This window comes from Paenibacillus qinlingensis (assembly GCF_013204845.1).
GTDB lineage: Bacteria > Bacillota > Bacilli > Paenibacillales > NBRC-103111 > Paenibacillus_E > Paenibacillus_E qinlingensis.
In genome coordinates this window covers 428167-445894 of sequence record NZ_JABMKY010000003.1, presented here as the reverse complement: position 1 = coordinate 445894, position 17728 = coordinate 428167, and the positions used below count along the sequence as shown (strand labels likewise).

Here is a 17728-nt window from a genome sequence, read left to right as displayed (position 1 = left end):
AACTGACAGAAGGTGACAGAATGATGGCTATTCTAGCATCATTGCATGCCCGCCATTTATGAAAACACGAAATAACAAATAACAAGAGAAGCAATAAAGCCAACAGCATCCGAAATTAAACCCACCTTGAGCGCATATCCCGCTTTGCGAATCCCAATCGCGCCAAAATAGACGGTTATCACATATAACGTTGTATCTGTACTCCCTTGTACCGTCGAGGCAATTCGGCCAATCATGGAATCCGGACCAAATTGCTCAATCAAATCCGTGGTAAAAGCCAACGAACCCGCTCCTGTAATGGGTCGCAAAATAGCTAAAGGCAGCACTTCCGTTGGCACACCGATACTTTCAAAAAAAGGCCGCATCCAGCCAATCAGCATGTCCATCGCACCAGAAGCACGAAACACGGAAATCGCTACCATCATCCCAACAAGATGGGGAATAATTTTGATCGCCGTATCGAAGCCATCTTTAGCCCCCTCTACAAACGACTCATAGACAGGAACTTTGCGATACGCAGCGTATAGTGGGATGAACACGATCATGATCGGGATTGCCCAGGCCGAAATAAGTGAAACGAGTGCGTACATGCCGGTTCATCCTTTCAGCGGAGGGATAGGCGAGCGAGATCTACGGTACCATCGATCCACGAAAATGGCAGCTGTTGTGGAGATGATTGTCGCAATAAGTGTTGTACCTACAATTTCTGCCGGGTTCATCGAGTTGAAATTCATTCGTATTGCGATAAGTGTTGTCGGGATTAAAGTGATACTTGATGTATTGAGCGCAAGCAGTGTGGACATGGCTGCACTTGCTTCATCTTTGTTTGGATTTAGTTTCTGAAGCTCCTGCATTGCTTTAATCCCCATCGGGGTAGCTGCATTGCCTAATCCAAGAATATTAGCACTCATGTTCGACATGATATAGCCAAGCGCAGGATGATTCTTAGGAACACTTGGAAAAAGAAAGCGTACGACGGGCTGAAGAAGTCTTGCCAATTTGTGCAAAATACCTGCATCTTCTGCAATACGCATCATTCCCATCCAGAATACCAAGACACTAATCAATCCAAAACACACGGTTACGCCATTTTTCGCCCCATCAAATGCCGCTTGTGTAACGGATTCTACATCGCCATTGATGGCAGCGACGAGGAAACCAGCGACGATAAAGAATAGCCATATCCAATTCACCATAGGTCAGCACTCCTTACAACTTGGCTTTACGACTTTCACATTAATCCGCCCATATCGAGCCAGAAATATTAAATAGCCCCTGTACTAGCATTCTGCAGATATAACTATATTTGGTCAGCAATGTCTCCTTAAACGGACTGCTCGATTGAAATGAGAACGTCGCTTTCTCTGGTACTTGCATCAGAGGGTTGGAAGGATCATAAATCGGTATCGTCTGTATCAACTTATTTTGCAAAGAAATTCGGAGTGCGCCACGTTCAGCTAACCGATACTCCGTCGCCATTGGATCTACCAAGGTAACTTGGTGTGTTAAGCTTGCAAATTCACCTTCTGCCAGTGGGTACTTGAATGTCCTGCTTGCTACCCAAGGAGTACCTTCTATCGCGTCACCTTTTTTCACCAGCGTCTGCAGCGGGAAATGATTGAAGCCATATTGAAGCAGCTTCGCGTGGTCTGCCCAGTCATCACCATCATTCAAGGTAACGACGACAAGTTGCTGGCCGTTCCGAGTTGCCGAAGATACTAAGCAGCGCTTAGCCAGTTTGGTATAACCCGTTTTCACCCCATCCGCACCTTCGAACATGGAAAGCATCTTATTTTTGTTAAGCCAAGAATAATCCCATGCCTCATTCGGATTAGGTACTTTTTTCAGCTTCGTGGATACAATGTCAGCAAAAACGCTATTCTTGAGCGCATACGCTGTGAGTTTAGCCATATCATTTGGACTTGAGCGATGGCCTTCACCTTCATCCAACCCAGATGGATTCGTAAAATGGGAATGATCCATCCCTAGCATCTTCGCTTTCTCGTTCATCAAATAGACGAACCCTTCAACACTTCCACCAATATGCTCTGCGATTGCGGTCGCAGCATCATTTCCAGAACGCATCATAAGTCCATACAGCATGTCATGAAGCCGCATTTCTTCCCCAAGTTTTAAGTAAATTGAAGACCCTTCTTTGCCGAAAGCATTCTTGCTGACCTTGACCATACTTGTGAGGTTGCCTTGTTCAATCGCAATGATCGCCGTCATTATTTTGGTCAAGCTAGCTATACGCATAGGCGTGTCCCCTTTTTCGCTATAAAGCACACGTCCCGACTCCACATCAACGAGCGAAGCACCGACGGCATTGGTATGAATGCTTGGCGGCGCGGCTTCTACATAGGTCCATGGGGCAATTAACAATCCAATCAAGGCACAGCAAATAATGATGAACTGGCGTTTGGTTTTCATTGGTTGGGTTATCCTCCTACACGAGCGAACTTGTACACTTTCTTGAGCGAATCCACTGATGAAACTTTGTACAAGTATATGCGAGTGGATGAGGGATATGTCCTCAAAACTCCCCAAAACAAAAAGGCCCTCCAGAAGTAAAAAATCTACTTGTGGATAGCCTTTGGAATTCAAAATTACGCAACTTCGTGTTTACGCCTCGTGTAGGCAGTTTGGCGATTAGTAAGCAGTCCAGCCCGCATCCGCTGTAACCACAGTCCCGTTAACGAAGCTCGCATCATCGGAAGCTAAGAACAAAGCAACCTTCGCTACTTCCTCTGGCTCGCCTGCTCGTGGATTTAAGCCCATTCCAACCATTGCTCTTTCCATTCCAAAAGGATTTGGAGCCGTAATCGTAGTTCCAATGTTTGTACTCACCCCGCCAGGTGCTATCGCGTTACAACGGATGCCGAGATTTGCGTATTGAAAACCGACGTTTTTGGTGAAACCAACTACTGCATGTTTAGATGCCGTATACGCCGCACCCGCTCTGGATCCATTTAAACCACCTGCGGAAGCAATGTTTACGATAACACCACTTTTTCTCTCAGTAAAAATGGGAAGAACTTTCCGAGTTGTTCGCATGACCCCTGTTGTGTTAATGGCGAAAACTCGCTCCCACAGCTCGTCCGTAAGATCTCCAGCAGGGACAAAGTTATCCATAATACCCGCGTTATTTATTAAAATGTCAACGGTACCGTATTCCTTAACTGCCGTATCAATCATTTGTGCTACATCTTCTTCTTTCGCAACATTCGCCGCAACAGCAATCGCTGTACCACCTTTTGCTTCAATACCAGTAACAACCGTTTGCGCCGCTTCAACCCGAAGATCCGACACGATGACCTTAGCTCCTTCGGCTGCAAACAACTCGGCGATTGCTTTCCCCATACCTGACGCTGCTCCTGTAACAATAGCTACTTTTCCAGAAAGCTTCATGTGTAATTCCTCCAAATGTCATGTATTTTAGTGCGAATAACTCACTGAATTGTGCCTATAGAACTTCTTACACTTGGAGTATAATAGAGTATCAGACGTGATACAATCAGTAAAAAACGCTTGTTTGTTAGTTAACGTACAAAAGGATTGATTTTGTTCACTAACGCCAAAAAGGAATGAATAGGAATGCCAGAAATCACTAAAAAAACGGATCGCAGAATTGTGCGAAGTAAAATTGCTTTACGGGAAGCGCTGTTGGCACTGATGTCACAAAAGCCCTTTACATCCATTTCCATTACCGAAATTGTAGAGTTTGCCAACTATAATAGAGGGACATTCTATGCCAACTATGAAAGTAAGGAAGATTTGCTTGACGATATCATAGCTAATTTAACTGAGCAATTACTTCAATCCTTTCGAGCCCCCTATGAACATGTTGAAATATTTCGTATTCAAGAACTGCCTGCGAAGTCCGTTATGATATTTGATCACTTTTTTCAGAATTCCACCATATATACCACGCTAATGAAAAGTGATGTACTTCCCAAGTTGAAAGAAACCATGTTTAGTGCTCTAAAAAAAATCACACAAGAAGAACTATTCTACCCCGATCAAGATAACGAAATCGATCAAGAGTTGCTGAGCATTTATTCGCTTCATGCCTTGCTTGGCCTTATTTTCCATTGGATTGAAAGTGAATTCAAATATTCACCTTCGTATATGCAGGATCAACTGATCAAACTGATTAACTGGCGCCCAACCTCTGCCAAAACAGTTGTAAGAAACTCATACGATTGATACATAGAAAAAAGCTGTCCTCAAAGGACAGCTCATAATGACAACTGGCTACACAATAAAGTTCTGATTCTCGACGTTGGTGACATTCGTTGAAACGGCTGCTGGCGGCTTCGCTGACATGCCTTTAATCATACTCTGAATCTTATCCACGACCTGCGGCGCAGAATCGATGAGACGCTCCAGAATATGCGTTTGATTATCTAACGGTACGACTTTCACGCCATTCTTCCCAACAACAAGGAAAGCAATTGGCGTAATGGATACCCCACCACCGCTACCACCGCCGAAGGGAAGCGCAACTTTGGCATTCAATGCGTCGCCACGGTTTATTCCGCCTTCGATTTCGATTTCGGAGTCTGTCACAAACTCACTACCACCTGCGGCGAAACCAAATCCAACTTTGGAGATTGGCATAATAACACTACCGTCTGGCGTTTCGACCGGGTCACCGACAATTGTGTTTACGTCTACCATCTCTTTTATATTTTCCATGGCGACTTTCATGAGGCCTTGAATCGGGTGTTCGGACATCTTCATATTCCTCCTTAGCGTTTTTTCACCATCACCGTACGTTTCTGGCAACGAAAGCTCGAGCATCAAGAACTCAAAAGAACAATCATGGTTCAGTTCTAGAATGCCCCTACTGGCATGGGGTTATGTAAAACTTACGAAGCAGGTTTAAATCGAGCTTTCGCCTTCAATGCGAATTGGATCCAGGTTCGAATGCCACCTTTGATTTTAGCCGCTCGATACAACAACCGTATGCCAGCCGTGACCGCAAACCACACCCGGATTCGACCGGCAAAACGAAACTCCGTTGCAAATTGCTTTTCATTATATTGCGGTATCACATCAATGCGCGGCTTCGCAATTAACTTCACATATCGAACTGTAAAGCCAAGCAGCGACGACTTGATTCCCCATACGGCTCCCGTTGTAATCGCCGTTTCTGGTGCGTCGCCAAGCCCTACACGAGTGATCCATTTCAGCTCCGTGCACTCCACTTTGGCTAACGTTTGTTTCATCCAACCATATAAATTCAGCGTATGTACAAGGACGTCTTTGGCTTCCTTGTAGAAGGTGATGACTTTATCTTTAGTAATATGATCTCTCGTCTCATCTTTCAACTTAGCGTTATGTTGGGTCACTTTTTCGGACTTAATTAATATACCTTGGGTGAATCCTTTGAATTGAATAATCGGAATCACATAACGGTATCGCAAGAGCCCAAACAATCCTCGCATCTCCACGGAAAGCGTATCATTATCTTTTACCCGGGAGAAATAAAACTCACCGCGCATATAGCTGCTCAGCACAACAATAATGGCAATGATGACAACCAAGACGGCCAATCCTACCCACAGCAACACTTACGCCTCCTTAGTCAAAATGAACGAAAACTCCACGCGCAAGATGAATTCTCGCAGGTGGAGTTAGTATGACCTCTATAAGGAAATGAAATGCATGTATGGATAAGCTTTAACCTAATAAGACCTACTCAGACTGCTCGTCGCTTACATCATCCAAGGTCAATTGTTTCTGATCCCCGCTTAAGCGATCGAATAGCATCCGTGTTTCTTCTTCCAAATCAAAACTACCTTGGAAGTTAGCAGAATCTGGTAATTCTTGAATCGAATTTAAACCGAAATATTCCAAGAATTGTTTGGACGTACCATACAAAATCGGTCTACCCACCGCATCTGCACGTCCGACCTCCGTAATCAAGTCCTTACCCGTTAACGTAGCAAGTGCTCGATCGCACTTCACGCCGCGGATCTCTTCGATCTCAACGCGCGTAATCGGTTGTTTGTAAGCAACGATGGATAACGTTTCAAGAGCAGCTTGCGAGAGCGAAGAACGTGATGGCGTATAAGCAAGCCTTTCAAAATAGGGAGCATGCTCCGCCAGTGTAGTGAGCTGGTAGGCGCCAGCAACCTCTACAATTTGAACGCCGCGCCCTTTACGTTTGAAATCGGTTCGCATATCTTTCAGCAGATCTTTAATCACATAGGCATCAAGTTCCATCACTTCAGCAAGTTGCTTGAGATCTAGTCCTTCGTCGCCAGAGGCGAAGAGAAGTCCTTCAATAATCGATTTCATCTGTTGGAAGTTGAGTGTCAAGATCGGATCCCTCCTCTTTGGCTTGAATGACAATATCTTCAAAAAGCTGATTTTGGTAGCATGTGATCTTCTTCATTTTCATCAACTCAAGGATAGCAAGAAAGGTAACGACAATTTCTTCCCGCGTCATCTCATAATCGAATAACTTGGAAAACAGCAGTTTCCCACCTTTTATTTTAAGCAAATCAACAACTTCACGAATCCGATCTTTTACCGAGATCTCATCCCGTCTGATTCGTGCAACTACGTTTCGGTTCGCTAGCTTTCGCAAAGTACGCTGAAATGCAATCAGTAAATCAGCAACATCCAACCCTTCCACTGGGTTCTCTTGAAGATCCGGCAGATAAGGTGTTAAATCCTCAGGTTCACGTGTGTAAACGAGACTGCGCTCCACTTCTTTGTCACGAAGCATATCCGCAATTGATTTGTATTTTCGATATTCAATCAGCTTGGCAACGAGTTCCGCACGCGGGTCTAACGAATCATCCATATCATCAAAATATTCGTCAAATTCAATGACAGGTGGCTTAGGTAAGAGCATTTTGCTTTTGATGGAGAGCAGAGTAGCAGCCATGACGAGAAACTCACTCGTAATATCTAACTCCAGCTCTTGCATGGCTTGTACATACCCAAGATATTGATCTGTAATTTCTTTGATCGGAATATTGTAAATGTCGAGTTCATTTTTATCAATCAGATGAAGCAATAGATCAAGGGGGCCTTCAAATGCTTCCAACTTATAGGTAACCTTCATGTCGTTCTTCCCCTTGTCATAATGAATAAAGATGCATGATTACCTGTACGGCGTATGGATAAATTCCGCTGAGCGCCCATTGTCCAATCGGGGTAACCATTAAAACGATTACAAGAATAAGTGCTTTGATCTTATGTATGTCCATCCAACGTTGTTTCGAAGTCGAGACAAGTCCTCTCCAGATATACCAACCATCAAGCGGATAAAGCGGCAACAAATGAATGAGTCCTATCATTAAGTTAACGATCACACAATATTGCAAGTATACACGCCATTGTTCCACGACGAGCGATTCCGTTGCTCCACCAAGAAGCGCAGGCAAATAAAAGTATAGCCACCAAAAAAACAAAACGAGCACAAGATTTGTAAGAGGCCCAGCTAAATAAACAATTGTATGCCTTAGTTTTGGGTTCTTAGTAAAACGGTCCGGTTCTACCGGTATTTTCTTTGACCACCCGTAGGGTCCAAAGACGATCATCGCCAACCCCAAGACGTCAAGATGCGCCAAGGGGTTAAGCGAGAACCGTTTGCCGTCACGTGCCGTTCGATCTCCTAGTAACCAAGCGACCCCAGCATGCGCTGTATCATGTAAGGTCATAGCAATTAGGAAAGCAAACAGCCGCGGCAGCAGTGTTTCTAAATGGTAATAAGCCAGCATTACGACGAGAATTGCTTCGTCAAATTCGCCATTTCAATCGCAGTTACGGCAGCTTCCCAGCCTTTATTGCCTGCTTTCGTACCTGCGCGTTCAACCGCTTGCTCAATGGAATCTGTTGTTAAAACACCGAAGATTGTAGGAACACCCGTTTTCAAGTTAATAGCCGAAACACCTTTGGCCACTTCGCTGCACACATAATCAAAATGCGGCGTTGAACCACGAATAACAGCACCAAGGGTAATTACAGCATCATACTTGCCGCTTTCCGCCATTTTTTGAGCGATAAGAGGAAGTTCGAATGCGCCTGGAACCCACGCGATATCAACTTCGCTTTCATCCACACCGTGACGCTTAAGCGCGTCTTGTGCGCCGCCTAGTAGTTTGGAAGTAATAAACTCATTGAAACGTCCTACGACGATTCCATATTTCAAATTTTGCGAAATTAAATGTCCTTCATAAATCGTTGCCATGGTAAAAATCTCCTTTTCTGTTAAAACGTATTTGGTTGGTATGTGAATGACATCATTCTATAAATTATATACCTTTGCCTGCATCTATAAAGGTCAGCATGTGGCCCAACTTCTGCTGCTTGGTTTGCAAATAATTAAGGTTATCTTTCTTACTCTCCATTTGAATCGGAACGCGTTCATTCACTTCGAGACCATAGCCTTCTAAACCTTTGATTTTACGCGGATTATTCGTTAATAACCGAAGTTTTGAAATACCGAGATCTTTGAGAATCTGAGCACCAATCCCATAATCACGAAGATCTGGAGCAAATCCAAGCTTAATATTCGCTTCTACGGTGTCTAATCCCTGCTCTTGGAGGACATAAGCTTTCAATTTATTGATTAAGCCGATGCCGCGACCTTCCTGTCGCATATATAATAATACACCATTGCCCTCTTCATCAATCTGTTTTAGTGCGGCATCCAGTTGTGGACCACAATCACAACGGTGAGAATGGAACACATCGCCTGTCAAACACTCCGAATGGACTCGCACTAAAGTAGGCTTGGACGGGTCAATAGTCCCTTTAACTAGAGCTACGTGTTCCTTATCATCCAATTGATTCGTATAAGCAATCGCTTTGAATGTTCCGAAATCCGTTGGCAGATCCACCTCAACTTCGCGCTTCACCAACTTTTCTTGTTGATTGCGGTATTGAATAAGGTCTTGGATCGTAATGATGCAAAGTTCATGCTTCGCGGCAATTTCCATCAGATCCGGCACTCTTGCCATGGTACCATCTTCTTTAATCACTTCACAAATAACACCTGCCGGGTACGAATCAGCAAGAATCGCTAGATCGATCGCTGCTTCCGTGTGACCAGCTCTGCGAAGTACGCCGCCTTTTTTGGCAATCAAAGGGAAAATGTGACCTGGTCTACGGAAATCCTGAGGTTTCGTCGTAGGATCAATTAAGCCTTGAATCGTTCTGGAACGCTCATGCGCTGAAATCCCAGTGCTTGTATCCGAATGATCAACGGAAACCGTAAAGGCTGTACCGTGATAATCGGTGTTGCGCGCTACCATTGGAGGCAGATCCAGTTCTTTGGCTCTGTCTTCGGTAATCGGTGTGCAGACGAGACCACGCCCTTCTTTAATCATGAAGTTGATCACTTCAGGGGTCGTTTTATCAGCAAGGGCGATAAAATCGCCTTCGTTTTCCCGATCTTCATCATCTACGACAATAATAACTTTACCTAATTTCAGATCCGTAAGAGCCTCTTCAATCGTATTGAACCGAATGGGTTGTGTCATATACACCTCTCCTAACTTACATAAAGCCATTATCTGCTAAAAAGCTTGCTGTCAGCTTACTTCTCTTAGGTTCTCCTTGAACAGAAGTCTCAGAAGGACCAAATTTGAGCAGTCGTTCCATATATTTGCCAAGAACATCGCATTCAATGTTAACGGTATCCCCGGCTTTTTTGTCGTGGAGAACCGTTTGCGCAAGGGTATGCGGGATTATCGAAACGGAAACATCACTTTCTGTGACATCTACAACCGTCAAACTAATACCGTCAATCGTAATGGAACCACCTGAAATGATATAGCGGAAAATATGCGGATTCTCCGGTGCGAACCGGTATACAACTGCATTCTCCTCCGGTATACGGGAAAGGATCGTTGCTGTAGCATCTACATGACCTTGGACAATGTGTCCGCCATACCGGCCGTTCGCCGCCATCGCTCGTTCCAAATTCACACGCGTACCCGATTGAAGCTTCCGTAGATTCGTCTTCCGATACGTTTCAGGCATCACATCAACGGAGAATGAATCACTATCATACGAAATGACGGTGAGACACACGCCATTTACGGAAATACTGTCCCCTAAATGCACATCTTCCAGTATTTTTTTGGCGCCAATGGTCAACACCATGGCTTGCCCTCCACTATGAATGCGGCGCATGTGGCCGATTTCTTCAATAATGCCGGTAAACATGCCACTCCTCCATTCTCTAGCTCTTATACAACGGATAACCGGTTATACAAACATCCGGTCCGAATTGCTCGACACGCAGTCGGTCGAGCGTAATGGCATCATCCATCTTCGCGTAGCCGTCGAAGTGAATGTTCACAGGTGCTGCTTGGCCCCCGCCGATTATTTTCGGCGCAAACATCAGCACCAGCTTATCGATCAGGCGCCGCTCCAGCATGGCGCCGTTCAAGCGACCTCCACCCTCGAGGAGGATGGAGCCGATCTCGCGCTCGCCAAGCTGCTGCATGGCGAGCGTCAGATCCACCTGCGGGCCGTCTCCGCAGGTGAGGACCGTGATGCCGCGCGCTTCCAGCGCGGCACGGCGCTCTGCGGGCGCCTGTGCGCTCGCCAGCAGGATCGTCGGCTGACGATCCTGCTCGGAGAGCACGCGGGCGCCGAGCGGGACTCGCAGCTGCGAGTCCGCGATGATGCGTACCGGCTGCACAGCCGGTACGTCGCCGCGCGTACTCAGCTGCGGGTCGTCGGCGATGATGGTCTGGACGCCGACGAGGATACCCTGATGCCGATGGCGCAGGGTGTGAACCCAATCTCGCGACTCCGAGGATGTAATCCACTTGCTGTCGCCAGTTTTGGAAGCGATGCGACCGTCTAGTGTGCTCGCGGTCTTCATCGTCACGAAAGGCGTCCGCGAGACGATGAATTTGTTGAAAGCCTCATTCATCTTCGCGGATTCTTCACCTAGTAAACCTACGCTCACTTCCAATCCATGCGCGCGGAGCTTTGCGACTCCCGTCCCAGCTACTAACGGATTCGGGTCCGTCGTAGCTACAACGACTCGAGTCACACCAGCTTCGATGAGACGGTCGCTGCACGGCGGTGTTTTGCCATAATGACTGCAGGGCTCCAAGGTCACATAAGCTGTACTTCCTTTGGCTTCCTCGCCCGCCATGCGCAACGCCAGGACCTCAGCATGCCCCTCTCCGCGCTTCAGATGTGCACCCATGCCAACAATGCGGCCTTCTTTGACCAGAACACAGCCAACTACAGGATTAATTCCCGTTTGTCCAAGTGCGCTCTCCGCCATCTGAAGCGCAAGTCTCATATAGGTTTCGTCATTCAACAGCCCCATGGATGATCACCGCCTTCTTAATCCAATCCTTGATTCTAATGCAAAAAAGCCCCTTCCGCTTACGGATGGGGGCCAGAGATTGTTTAGATAACACGAATAAACTTCAGCTATTACGCTTGTTACATTTTTGATCAAATCAAACAATACCGACGAGGTAGCCACTTGGACAGACCTGCCGAATTCATGTTAATGTGAAAAAATGAACAAGCATGCTAGCGAATTTGGCATTCGCATTTTCCTTCTCCCATCCAGACTATACTGTCGGTCCCGGAATTCCACCAGGTCAACCGTAGCGAAGCTGTTGTCAGGTACCGCTAGCTTCACAACGGGTCACGGACTGATCGCAACCATGTAAACGTACATGTGTACGAATCACCGCCGGTGTGGAATTTCACCACGCCCCGAAGGTTTTGCATACTATAAAAGAGACTAATAACTAAACCTTAGTTACTAATTTCTTTGTTACACAAAAATTTATCACTCATGAATGAAAATTGCAAGGTCTTTTTTCATTTTTTCTGATAAAACTTGTCGGAATTAATGGAATTGCCCATTTCATCGTTGTTACATGCGCAATGCATTCATTGTTCTAATAACGCAATATCCGTACAAATCGTTCCTTCATCCCAATGAGGATTCGCATAGCCTGCAGGTGCATTCAGATAAGTCAACCAATCCTTGTCGAAGTCAACTTTCTTCTTGGCCGATACACAAGCATTTCGAGGATCAACACCACTGGCTATCTCGGATAAAAGTTCCTTCCGTAGTAGTGAGAAGCTTTTGATCGTACGGTCGAACACAGCCTCCTGATCTGGATTTATTCCACCCTGTACCCACTCCCCTTTAAATATAAAAGCAAACTCCTTATAAGACCCAACTTGAATCTCGACAGCTTTTGAATAGTCACTCATCGCTTGCTCACGGTATCCATGGGATTCTGCCCACATGCCACTTATCAGTCGGTGATACGGTGTAGGTGATTGCACATAATCTCGCCTAATCCGTTTGAGCTTATCTTCAGCAATGGCATACGACTCCGTGAATTCCTGCTGCCATGGTCCCGCTCCAACAGAACCGATTAGCCCACCAGTTAATTGAATTTTCCGATCTCGAATTTCCGCTTTGGATACACTCGCTATCAGAGCTGTTCCCACGTACGTTACAAGTTTTCTGCCTACCCAAGACGACACCGTATATTCGGAAAAAGTGGTGTGCGCTCCGTTATTAATGGACTCCCAAACGATCTCAGGTCTGCTATCACCTGTAAGGTCCTCAATGGTCATGACCTTTGCTCGGCCGTTATTTTCAGAGGTAAAATTCAAACTTTGTAGGGTAAATTGACTATCCTCATAATCAATAACAACACCGTACGACCTACGTGCTTGTATCACGCCTGTTTGCTCTTCTATACTATCCTCCACTAGCACGGTAACCCATTCATTCGAAACGCCATCTTGGTCCAAATCAGTCTTGATGACGTCTAACGGCTCTTTCTTCGAATCGTATGTCGATACCCGTGATTGAAGCCATTCCGTCATGTTAGGAATCGGTTCGTGTGTTTGGCTAAGCTCTATACTAAGCTGTTCAATCAAAGGACGCTTCATCGTTTCTGAGGACTGTTTGGACACGTCAATCTCGGGGTTCACAGACACTTGTTGTTGACTTTGTACAGTGAGTGTCGGCCGCTCTCTTCTGTCAAAATTAACAAGATGAGCGTGACGATCCCTGCTCCTACATATCTTAGCCAATTCTTGTTCAAACCAACATCACCTTTCTTACGTATTCCCTTTTTAAATTTGACGTATCCATGAGGAGATGGGTTCTACTTGAGTGGGTATGACATTTTCTGAAGAGTTAGATAGGGTTTATTTGCGTTGAAGAAGTTGCTGGAGAATGGTTCTTGTTACCGGTGTGTTGGGTGTTGTGCCTTCGGAGTTGGAGGAGCTCAAGTATTTAGAAATAGGAATATAATTATCTAGTTACTAGTTAGTAGTGTGCTAGGTGCTGGGGAGTTAATATTTGTGTTGGATAGTTGCTGGAGTGCTAGGTGTTGGGGAATTGATATTTGTGCTGGATAGTTGCTGGGATGCTAGGTGCTGGGGAATTGATATTTGTGTTGGATAGTTGCTGGGATGCTAGGTGCTGGGGAGTTGATATTTGTGTTGTATAGTTGCTGGAGTGCTAGGTGCTGGGGAGTTGATATTTGTGTTGTATAGTTGCTGGAGTGCTATGTGTTGGGGAGTTGATATTTGTGTTGTATAGTTGCCGGGGTGCTAGGTGCCGGGGAGTTACTCACTTAGTTACTCATTTACTCGCTTAGTTACACAGTACTGACATGTTGGTTTACAAAATAGCTAAGGAATACCATTCGGGGCTGCTGTACTTACTCAATTTCACTTACTTACCTGTAAAATATACAGCTATTTCTGATGAATTCCACCAATTATCCCATTTAAATGGAAAATATGCAGTAAATTCTCCTCAAAATACTGATTTCCTTAAATATGCCTGATATTAACTACATGAAATCCATCTAATTGGCTTTTTTTCAGAAAATCCAAATAATTAACTACAGAAAATCCATCTATTCGCACATTGCCCTCTCGCTACAGTATCTCCACCTATTCGCTTATAGCCACTCTCACTTTGCCATCCCACTCCTTCACCCAAAATGCAAAAAACTGCCCAGACCTAAGTCTGAGCAGTTCATATGACAGAAATTATACTTCTACAACTTCTACTTTTTCCATTTTGTCTTTGCCTTTGAATGCATCAACAAGCTCCATACCTTTGGATACTTTACCGAACACTGTGTGTCCACCATCCAAATGCGGTTGTGGTTGGTAAGCGATGTAGAATTGGCTTCCACCTGTGTTACGACCAGCATGCGCCATAGCTAGGGAGCCGCGCTCATGTTTGTTCGGGTTGATTTCACAGTTGATTTGGTAGCCAGGGCCACCAGTTCCTGTTCCAGTTGGGCAACCACCTTGTGCAACGAATCCTGGGATTACGCGGTGAAAAACAAGTCCGTTGTAGAAACCGGAGTTTGCTAGTTTTTCAAAGTTAGCGACAGTGTTCGGTGCATCTTTCTCAAAAAGATCGATAACAACCTCTCCGCCACCTGCTAGTTGAATTTTTGCTTGTTTTGCCATTATGTGGTTCACTCCTTTAGGAAATAATATCTTATTCTACTATGAATGGCAGCATTACACAAACAGCAAGAGGAACCCCGCGAAACTCTGGGGGCCCTTGCTGCTTTCATGATACCATTAAACCGTCTTGCTGACTTGTTTCATTCTCGCTGGAATTACGTCATTGCCTACGATTTGATCAAAAGATTCACGTTTCACGACGAGGTCGCTTTGGCCGTCTTTGACGAAAACGACACCCGGTCTACGAATACGGTTATAATTGCTAGCCATCGAGTAATTGTAAGCTCCTGTACTCGACACAGCCAAAATATCACCTGCCGCTACCTTCGGCAGATTCACATCCCAGATCAACATATCGCCGCTTTCACAACATTTGCCGGCAATCGAAACGATCTCAGCTGGTTGCTCAGTAGCGCGATTAGCGAGTCCCGCTTCATAAACAGCATCGTACAGCGCAGGACGCGGATTATCAGTCATACCGCCATCCACAGCTACATACTTCCGGACTCCTGGAATGTCCTTCGTTGTTCCGACCGTGTAGAGCGTCGTCCCTGCATCACCAACGATGCTGCGGCCCGGTTCAACCCAAATTTCCGGAAGCGGATAACCGTTGTTTCCGAAGTTGGTTAGGATTGCATCCGTAATAGCCTTCACATAAACAGCAACAGGGAGAGGCGTATCTTCACTTACATAGCGAATTCCGAAACCACCGCCAAGGTTAATGACCTTGAACGTGACACCTAGTTCTGTCCGCACATGAATGGCAAATTCGGCCATTTTCTCAGCCGCGATACGGAAGCCTTCGACTTCAAATATCTGTGAACCAATATGCGAATGAATGCCCAAAAGATCTAAATTGGAAAGCTGCGAAGCCTCCCCAATCGCGCGGAATGCAGAACCATTCCCCAAATCGAAGCCGAATTTGGAATCTGTCTGACCCGTTGAAATATATTCATGCGTATGCGCCTCAACACCCGGTGTAATCCGCAATAAAATTTTCACTTTTTGGCGTTTCTCAGCTGCAATCGCATTAAGCATTTGCAACTCGATAAAGTTATCCACAACAAAGCATCCAATTTTGGCATCAATGGCCATTTCCATTTCAGAAATGGTTTTGTTATTCCCGTGGAAGTGAATACGCTCTGCTGGGAAGCCCGCTTGAAGCGCTGTATACAGCTCGCCATCGGATACAACGTCCAAAGACATACCCTCTTCTTCTACAATCCGGCACATCGCCATTACGCAAAACGCTTTACTTGCATAGGCTACTTGAAATTTTAGCCCAGAAGCTCCGAAAGCTTCAACAAATTCACGACAACGCTGACGTACGAGTGTCTCGTCAAAAACATAGAGAGGCGTACCGTATTCGGCAACTAACTTTGTCGTATCAACACCGCCAATTTCGAGGTGGCCTTGGTCATTTATTCTACTGGTACCATGTAAATACATAGCTATATTTTCCCCTCTCTACTTGAACCTTCCCTATGCCAAATTCCGCTAAAGAGGTCGCATACATACTAATAAAAGTACCATAGTGCACGCGTATTTGACAATACATGCGCCTAGAACAAACAAAAAAGGGCAGGAGGATTCCAGCCCATTTCTACGCTATGATTTTGGTTGACGGGTACCATCAATTGGCTTTGTAATACTAAGCCTTGTTTTACTTGCAAGTACTGGACGACGAAGTAAGATCGAGAAGAAGCTCTTAGCATTAAATGGGATAAATGGCCACATATAGGGGGCATCATAGGATTTCTTCGAAGCCAGCATAATAAGCCATAATGTAGAGCCAATCACAAACCCAGGAACGCCAAAAATGGATACCGTTATTAATAAAGCTAGCCTCACTATTCGATTCGCTAAACCTAATTCATAACTTGGTGTAGCGAACATCCCAATCGAAGCAAGTGCAAGGTATAGGATCACTTCGTTTATGAAGAGTCCTGTCTTAACGGCGATGTCTCCGACCAATATCGCGGCCACCAATCCCATCGCAGTTGCAAGCGGTGAAGGGGTATGTACGGCTGCCATACGCATCAAATCGATTCCTATATCTGCAATCAAGAATTGAATGAGTAGCGGCAACGTACCTTCCTTCTGCGGGCCAAGGAATTCTAGACCCGCTGGTTTTAAGGAAGGTTCCATTACCATCAGATACCAGAGAGGCAGCAAGAAAATCGACATCATAATGCCTGCAAAACGAACCCACCTCAAATACGTGCCGATAAAAGGCGTATTCCGATATTCTTCCGCATGCTGTACATGATGAAAAAAGGTCGTCGGCAAGATCATCACGCTTGGCGAAGTATCCACGAATACGCAAACATGTCCTTCCAATAAATGAGCAGAGACAACATCCGGCCTTTCTGAATAACGAACCATTGGATACGGATTCCAACCCTTATTAACAATCATTTCCTCTAATTGTTTCTCACCTAAGGGCAGACCATCAATCTCAACTTGTTTCATTTTGTCTTTAATATCTTGGACGAGTGCCGCATCCGCAATATCATTAATATATCCGATACACACATCTGTCTTCGTGCGCTTACCGATTTGCATGATTTCTAGTTTAAAACGTTCATCACGAATTCGACGTCTAACAAGGGTGACATTCGTTAACAGTGTTTCTACAAATCCATCGCGAGAACCTCTGACGACACGCTCTAGATCTGGTTCAGCAATTGATCGGATTGGAAAGGTTTTTGCATCAACCGCAATGGCCGTCGTTACTCCTTCGATAAAGAAGGCGGTTCCGCCCATTAATACTTGTCCAACAATCTCAGACATTTTCGTATAATGCTTTACTTGAATATGTGGGATTAGTTTTTCAATAAAAGTTTCCAACGTATGGTGAGCCACCGTCTCACTATCTGCATAAGTCAGTCGAGTGATAATATCTGTCAACACGGTATCTTTGGCGAACCCGTTGCAGTAAAAGATACCAACGCGTTTGGCGCCAAACACCATCTCTCTCATCACAAGATCAAAACTTCGATTCAATCCGACCCTTTCTTCCAATACGCGCTGTACCTCTCGCAGACTTTTCGGAATATCTTCTTGGATCTTAAGAGCCTTCTCTGCCGGTGTCATATTTGTAATGGGATTATAGGCCGATAAATTTCCTTCTTCATCAACAGCTAGTTTTTCTTCTTGATTATGTTCTTGAATGCCTTGATTCTCGTCTTCCTGTAATTCTTGCAAGTTCTCCTCATCACTTTGTTGACCATTTCTAACAATAAACTTCATTGGTGTG

General features: G+C 45.2%; 18 protein-coding genes and 1 riboswitch. Of the genes, 1 reads left to right on the top strand and 17 read right to left on the bottom strand.

Features of this window, described 5'->3' with window-relative positions:
• Nucleotides 1-56: 56 nt before the first annotated feature.
• The 4 genes from HQN88_RS08750 to HQN88_RS08735 form a co-directional block, all read right to left on the bottom strand.
• Nucleotides 57-590 (bottom strand): spore maturation protein, encoded by a 534-nt coding sequence (locus HQN88_RS08750; RefSeq protein WP_173110118.1) that lies wholly within the window; start codon nucleotides 588-590, stop codon nucleotides 57-59.
• A 6-nt stretch (nucleotides 591-596) separates the two neighbouring features.
• Entirely contained in the window at nucleotides 597-1196 is a 600-nt protein-coding gene (locus HQN88_RS08745) for a nucleoside recognition domain-containing protein (protein ID WP_173110115.1), read from the bottom strand.
• A gap of 40 nt (nucleotides 1197-1236) precedes the next feature.
• Entirely contained in the window at nucleotides 1237-2430 is a 1194-nt protein-coding gene (locus HQN88_RS08740) for a D-alanyl-D-alanine carboxypeptidase family protein (RefSeq protein ID WP_173110113.1), read from the bottom strand.
• Between the two features lie 219 nt (nucleotides 2431-2649).
• Nucleotides 2650-3408, bottom strand: coding sequence for an SDR family oxidoreductase (locus HQN88_RS08735; RefSeq protein ID WP_173110111.1), 759 nt, complete (start codon nucleotides 3406-3408; stop codon nucleotides 2650-2652).
• 186 nt (nucleotides 3409-3594) lie between these two features.
• Between HQN88_RS08735 and HQN88_RS08730 the strand changes: the two genes are divergently transcribed.
• Nucleotides 3595-4206, top strand: a complete 612-nt coding sequence (locus HQN88_RS08730; RefSeq protein WP_173110109.1) for a TetR/AcrR family transcriptional regulator — start codon at nucleotides 3595-3597, stop codon at nucleotides 4204-4206.
• A gap of 48 nt (nucleotides 4207-4254) precedes the next feature.
• Here HQN88_RS08730 and ytfJ read toward each other — a convergent pair whose 3' ends face one another.
• The 13 genes from ytfJ to HQN88_RS08665 form a co-directional block, all read right to left on the bottom strand.
• Nucleotides 4255-4737: a GerW family sporulation protein gene (gene ytfJ, locus HQN88_RS08725; protein WP_173110107.1), complete on the bottom strand. Its 483-nt coding sequence runs from the start codon at nucleotides 4735-4737 to the stop codon at nucleotides 4255-4257.
• 134 nt (nucleotides 4738-4871) lie between these two features.
• Complete coding sequence (locus tag HQN88_RS08720) at nucleotides 4872-5576, bottom strand: DUF2953 domain-containing protein (RefSeq protein ID WP_173110105.1); 705 nt, start codon at nucleotides 5574-5576, stop codon at nucleotides 4872-4874.
• A 124-nt stretch (nucleotides 5577-5700) separates the two neighbouring features.
• A complete protein-coding gene (scpB, locus tag HQN88_RS08715) occupies nucleotides 5701-6306 on the bottom strand; it encodes an SMC-Scp complex subunit ScpB (protein WP_173110478.1) in 606 nt (201 codons plus the stop codon).
• The gene (locus HQN88_RS08710) at nucleotides 6290-7081 is read right to left on the bottom strand and encodes a segregation and condensation protein A (RefSeq protein WP_173110103.1); all 792 of its coding nucleotides are present in this window, start codon (nucleotides 7079-7081) and stop codon (nucleotides 6290-6292) included. The genes scpB and HQN88_RS08710 overlap by 17 nt, the downstream gene beginning before the upstream one ends.
• 16 nt (nucleotides 7082-7097) lie before the next feature.
• A complete protein-coding gene (locus tag HQN88_RS08705) occupies nucleotides 7098-7739 on the bottom strand; it encodes a site-2 protease family protein (RefSeq protein ID WP_173110101.1) in 642 nt (213 codons plus the stop codon).
• Nucleotides 7739-8209, bottom strand: coding sequence for a 6,7-dimethyl-8-ribityllumazine synthase (gene ribH, locus HQN88_RS08700; RefSeq protein ID WP_173110098.1), 471 nt, complete (start codon nucleotides 8207-8209; stop codon nucleotides 7739-7741). The genes HQN88_RS08705 and ribH overlap by 1 nt, the downstream gene beginning before the upstream one ends.
• A gap of 64 nt (nucleotides 8210-8273) precedes the next feature.
• A complete protein-coding gene (locus HQN88_RS08695; protein WP_173110096.1) occupies nucleotides 8274-9503 on the bottom strand; it encodes a bifunctional 3,4-dihydroxy-2-butanone-4-phosphate synthase/GTP cyclohydrolase II in 1230 nt (409 codons plus the stop codon).
• A 16-nt stretch (nucleotides 9504-9519) separates the two neighbouring features.
• Nucleotides 9520-10191, bottom strand: coding sequence for a riboflavin synthase (ribE, locus tag HQN88_RS08690; protein WP_173110094.1), 672 nt, complete (start codon nucleotides 10189-10191; stop codon nucleotides 9520-9522).
• 16 nt (nucleotides 10192-10207) lie between these two features.
• Complete coding sequence (gene ribD / locus HQN88_RS08685) at nucleotides 10208-11317, bottom strand: bifunctional diaminohydroxyphosphoribosylaminopyrimidine deaminase/5-amino-6-(5-phosphoribosylamino)uracil reductase RibD (protein ID WP_173110092.1); 1110 nt, start codon at nucleotides 11315-11317, stop codon at nucleotides 10208-10210.
• Nucleotides 11318-11549: 232 nt separating this feature from the next.
• A riboswitch (FMN riboswitch) is annotated at nucleotides 11550-11730 on the bottom strand.
• A 168-nt stretch (nucleotides 11731-11898) separates the two neighbouring features.
• Complete coding sequence (locus HQN88_RS08680; RefSeq protein WP_173110090.1) at nucleotides 11899-13065, bottom strand: hypothetical protein; 1167 nt, start codon at nucleotides 13063-13065, stop codon at nucleotides 11899-11901.
• 972 nt (nucleotides 13066-14037) lie between these two features.
• Entirely contained in the window at nucleotides 14038-14469 is a 432-nt protein-coding gene (locus tag HQN88_RS08675; protein ID WP_056614545.1) for a peptidylprolyl isomerase, read from the bottom strand.
• A 117-nt stretch (nucleotides 14470-14586) separates the two neighbouring features.
• A complete protein-coding gene (gene lysA / locus HQN88_RS08670; protein WP_173110088.1) occupies nucleotides 14587-15918 on the bottom strand; it encodes a diaminopimelate decarboxylase in 1332 nt (443 codons plus the stop codon).
• A 159-nt stretch (nucleotides 15919-16077) separates the two neighbouring features.
• Nucleotides 16078-17721 carry a spore germination protein gene (locus HQN88_RS08665; protein ID WP_173110086.1) on the bottom strand — a complete coding sequence of 548 codons (1644 nt, stop codon included), beginning with the start codon at nucleotides 17719-17721 and terminating at the stop codon, nucleotides 16078-16080.
• Nucleotides 17722-17728: the final 7 nt, after the last annotated feature.

What these genes read in the sequence shown, in the direction of transcription:
- HQN88_RS08750 (WP_173110118.1), bottom strand. Translation starts at nt 590, where the DNA reads ATGTACGCACTCGTTTCACTTATTTCGGCCTGGGCAATCCCGATCATG.
- scpB (WP_173110478.1), bottom strand. Translation starts at nt 6,306, where the DNA reads ATGAAATCGATTATTGAAGGACTTCTCTTCGCCTCTGGCGACGAAGGA.
- HQN88_RS08735 (WP_173110111.1), bottom strand. Translation starts at nt 3,408, where the DNA reads ATGAAGCTTTCTGGAAAAGTAGCTATTGTTACAGGAGCAGCGTCAGGT.
- HQN88_RS08710 (WP_173110103.1), bottom strand. Translation starts at nt 7,081, where the DNA reads ATGAAGGTTACCTATAAGTTGGAAGCATTTGAAGGCCCCCTTGATCTA.
- HQN88_RS08730 (WP_173110109.1), top strand. Translation starts at nt 3,595, where the DNA reads ATGCCAGAAATCACTAAAAAAACGGATCGCAGAATTGTGCGAAGTAAA.
- ribH (WP_173110098.1), bottom strand. Translation starts at nt 8,209, where the DNA reads ATGGCAACGATTTATGAAGGACATTTAATTTCGCAAAATTTGAAATAT.
- HQN88_RS08675 (WP_056614545.1), bottom strand. Translation starts at nt 14,469, where the DNA reads ATGGCAAAACAAGCAAAAATTCAACTAGCAGGTGGCGGAGAGGTTGTT.
- HQN88_RS08740 (WP_173110113.1), bottom strand. Translation starts at nt 2,430, where the DNA reads ATGAAAACCAAACGCCAGTTCATCATTATTTGCTGTGCCTTGATTGGA.
- HQN88_RS08665 (WP_173110086.1), bottom strand. Translation starts at nt 17,721, where the DNA reads ATGAAGTTTATTGTTAGAAATGGTCAACAAAGTGATGAGGAGAACTTG.
- ribE (WP_173110094.1), bottom strand. Translation starts at nt 10,191, where the DNA reads ATGTTTACCGGCATTATTGAAGAAATCGGCCACATGCGCCGCATTCAT.
- lysA (WP_173110088.1), bottom strand. Translation starts at nt 15,918, where the DNA reads ATGTATTTACATGGTACCAGTAGAATAAATGACCAAGGCCACCTCGAA.
- HQN88_RS08705 (WP_173110101.1), bottom strand. Translation starts at nt 7,739, where the DNA reads ATGCTGGCTTATTACCATTTAGAAACACTGCTGCCGCGGCTGTTTGCT.
- HQN88_RS08745 (WP_173110115.1), bottom strand. Translation starts at nt 1,196, where the DNA reads ATGGTGAATTGGATATGGCTATTCTTTATCGTCGCTGGTTTCCTCGTC.
- ribD (WP_173110092.1), bottom strand. Translation starts at nt 11,317, where the DNA reads ATGGGGCTGTTGAATGACGAAACCTATATGAGACTTGCGCTTCAGATG.
- HQN88_RS08695 (WP_173110096.1), bottom strand. Translation starts at nt 9,503, where the DNA reads ATGACACAACCCATTCGGTTCAATACGATTGAAGAGGCTCTTACGGAT.
- ytfJ (WP_173110107.1), bottom strand. Translation starts at nt 4,737, where the DNA reads ATGTCCGAACACCCGATTCAAGGCCTCATGAAAGTCGCCATGGAAAAT.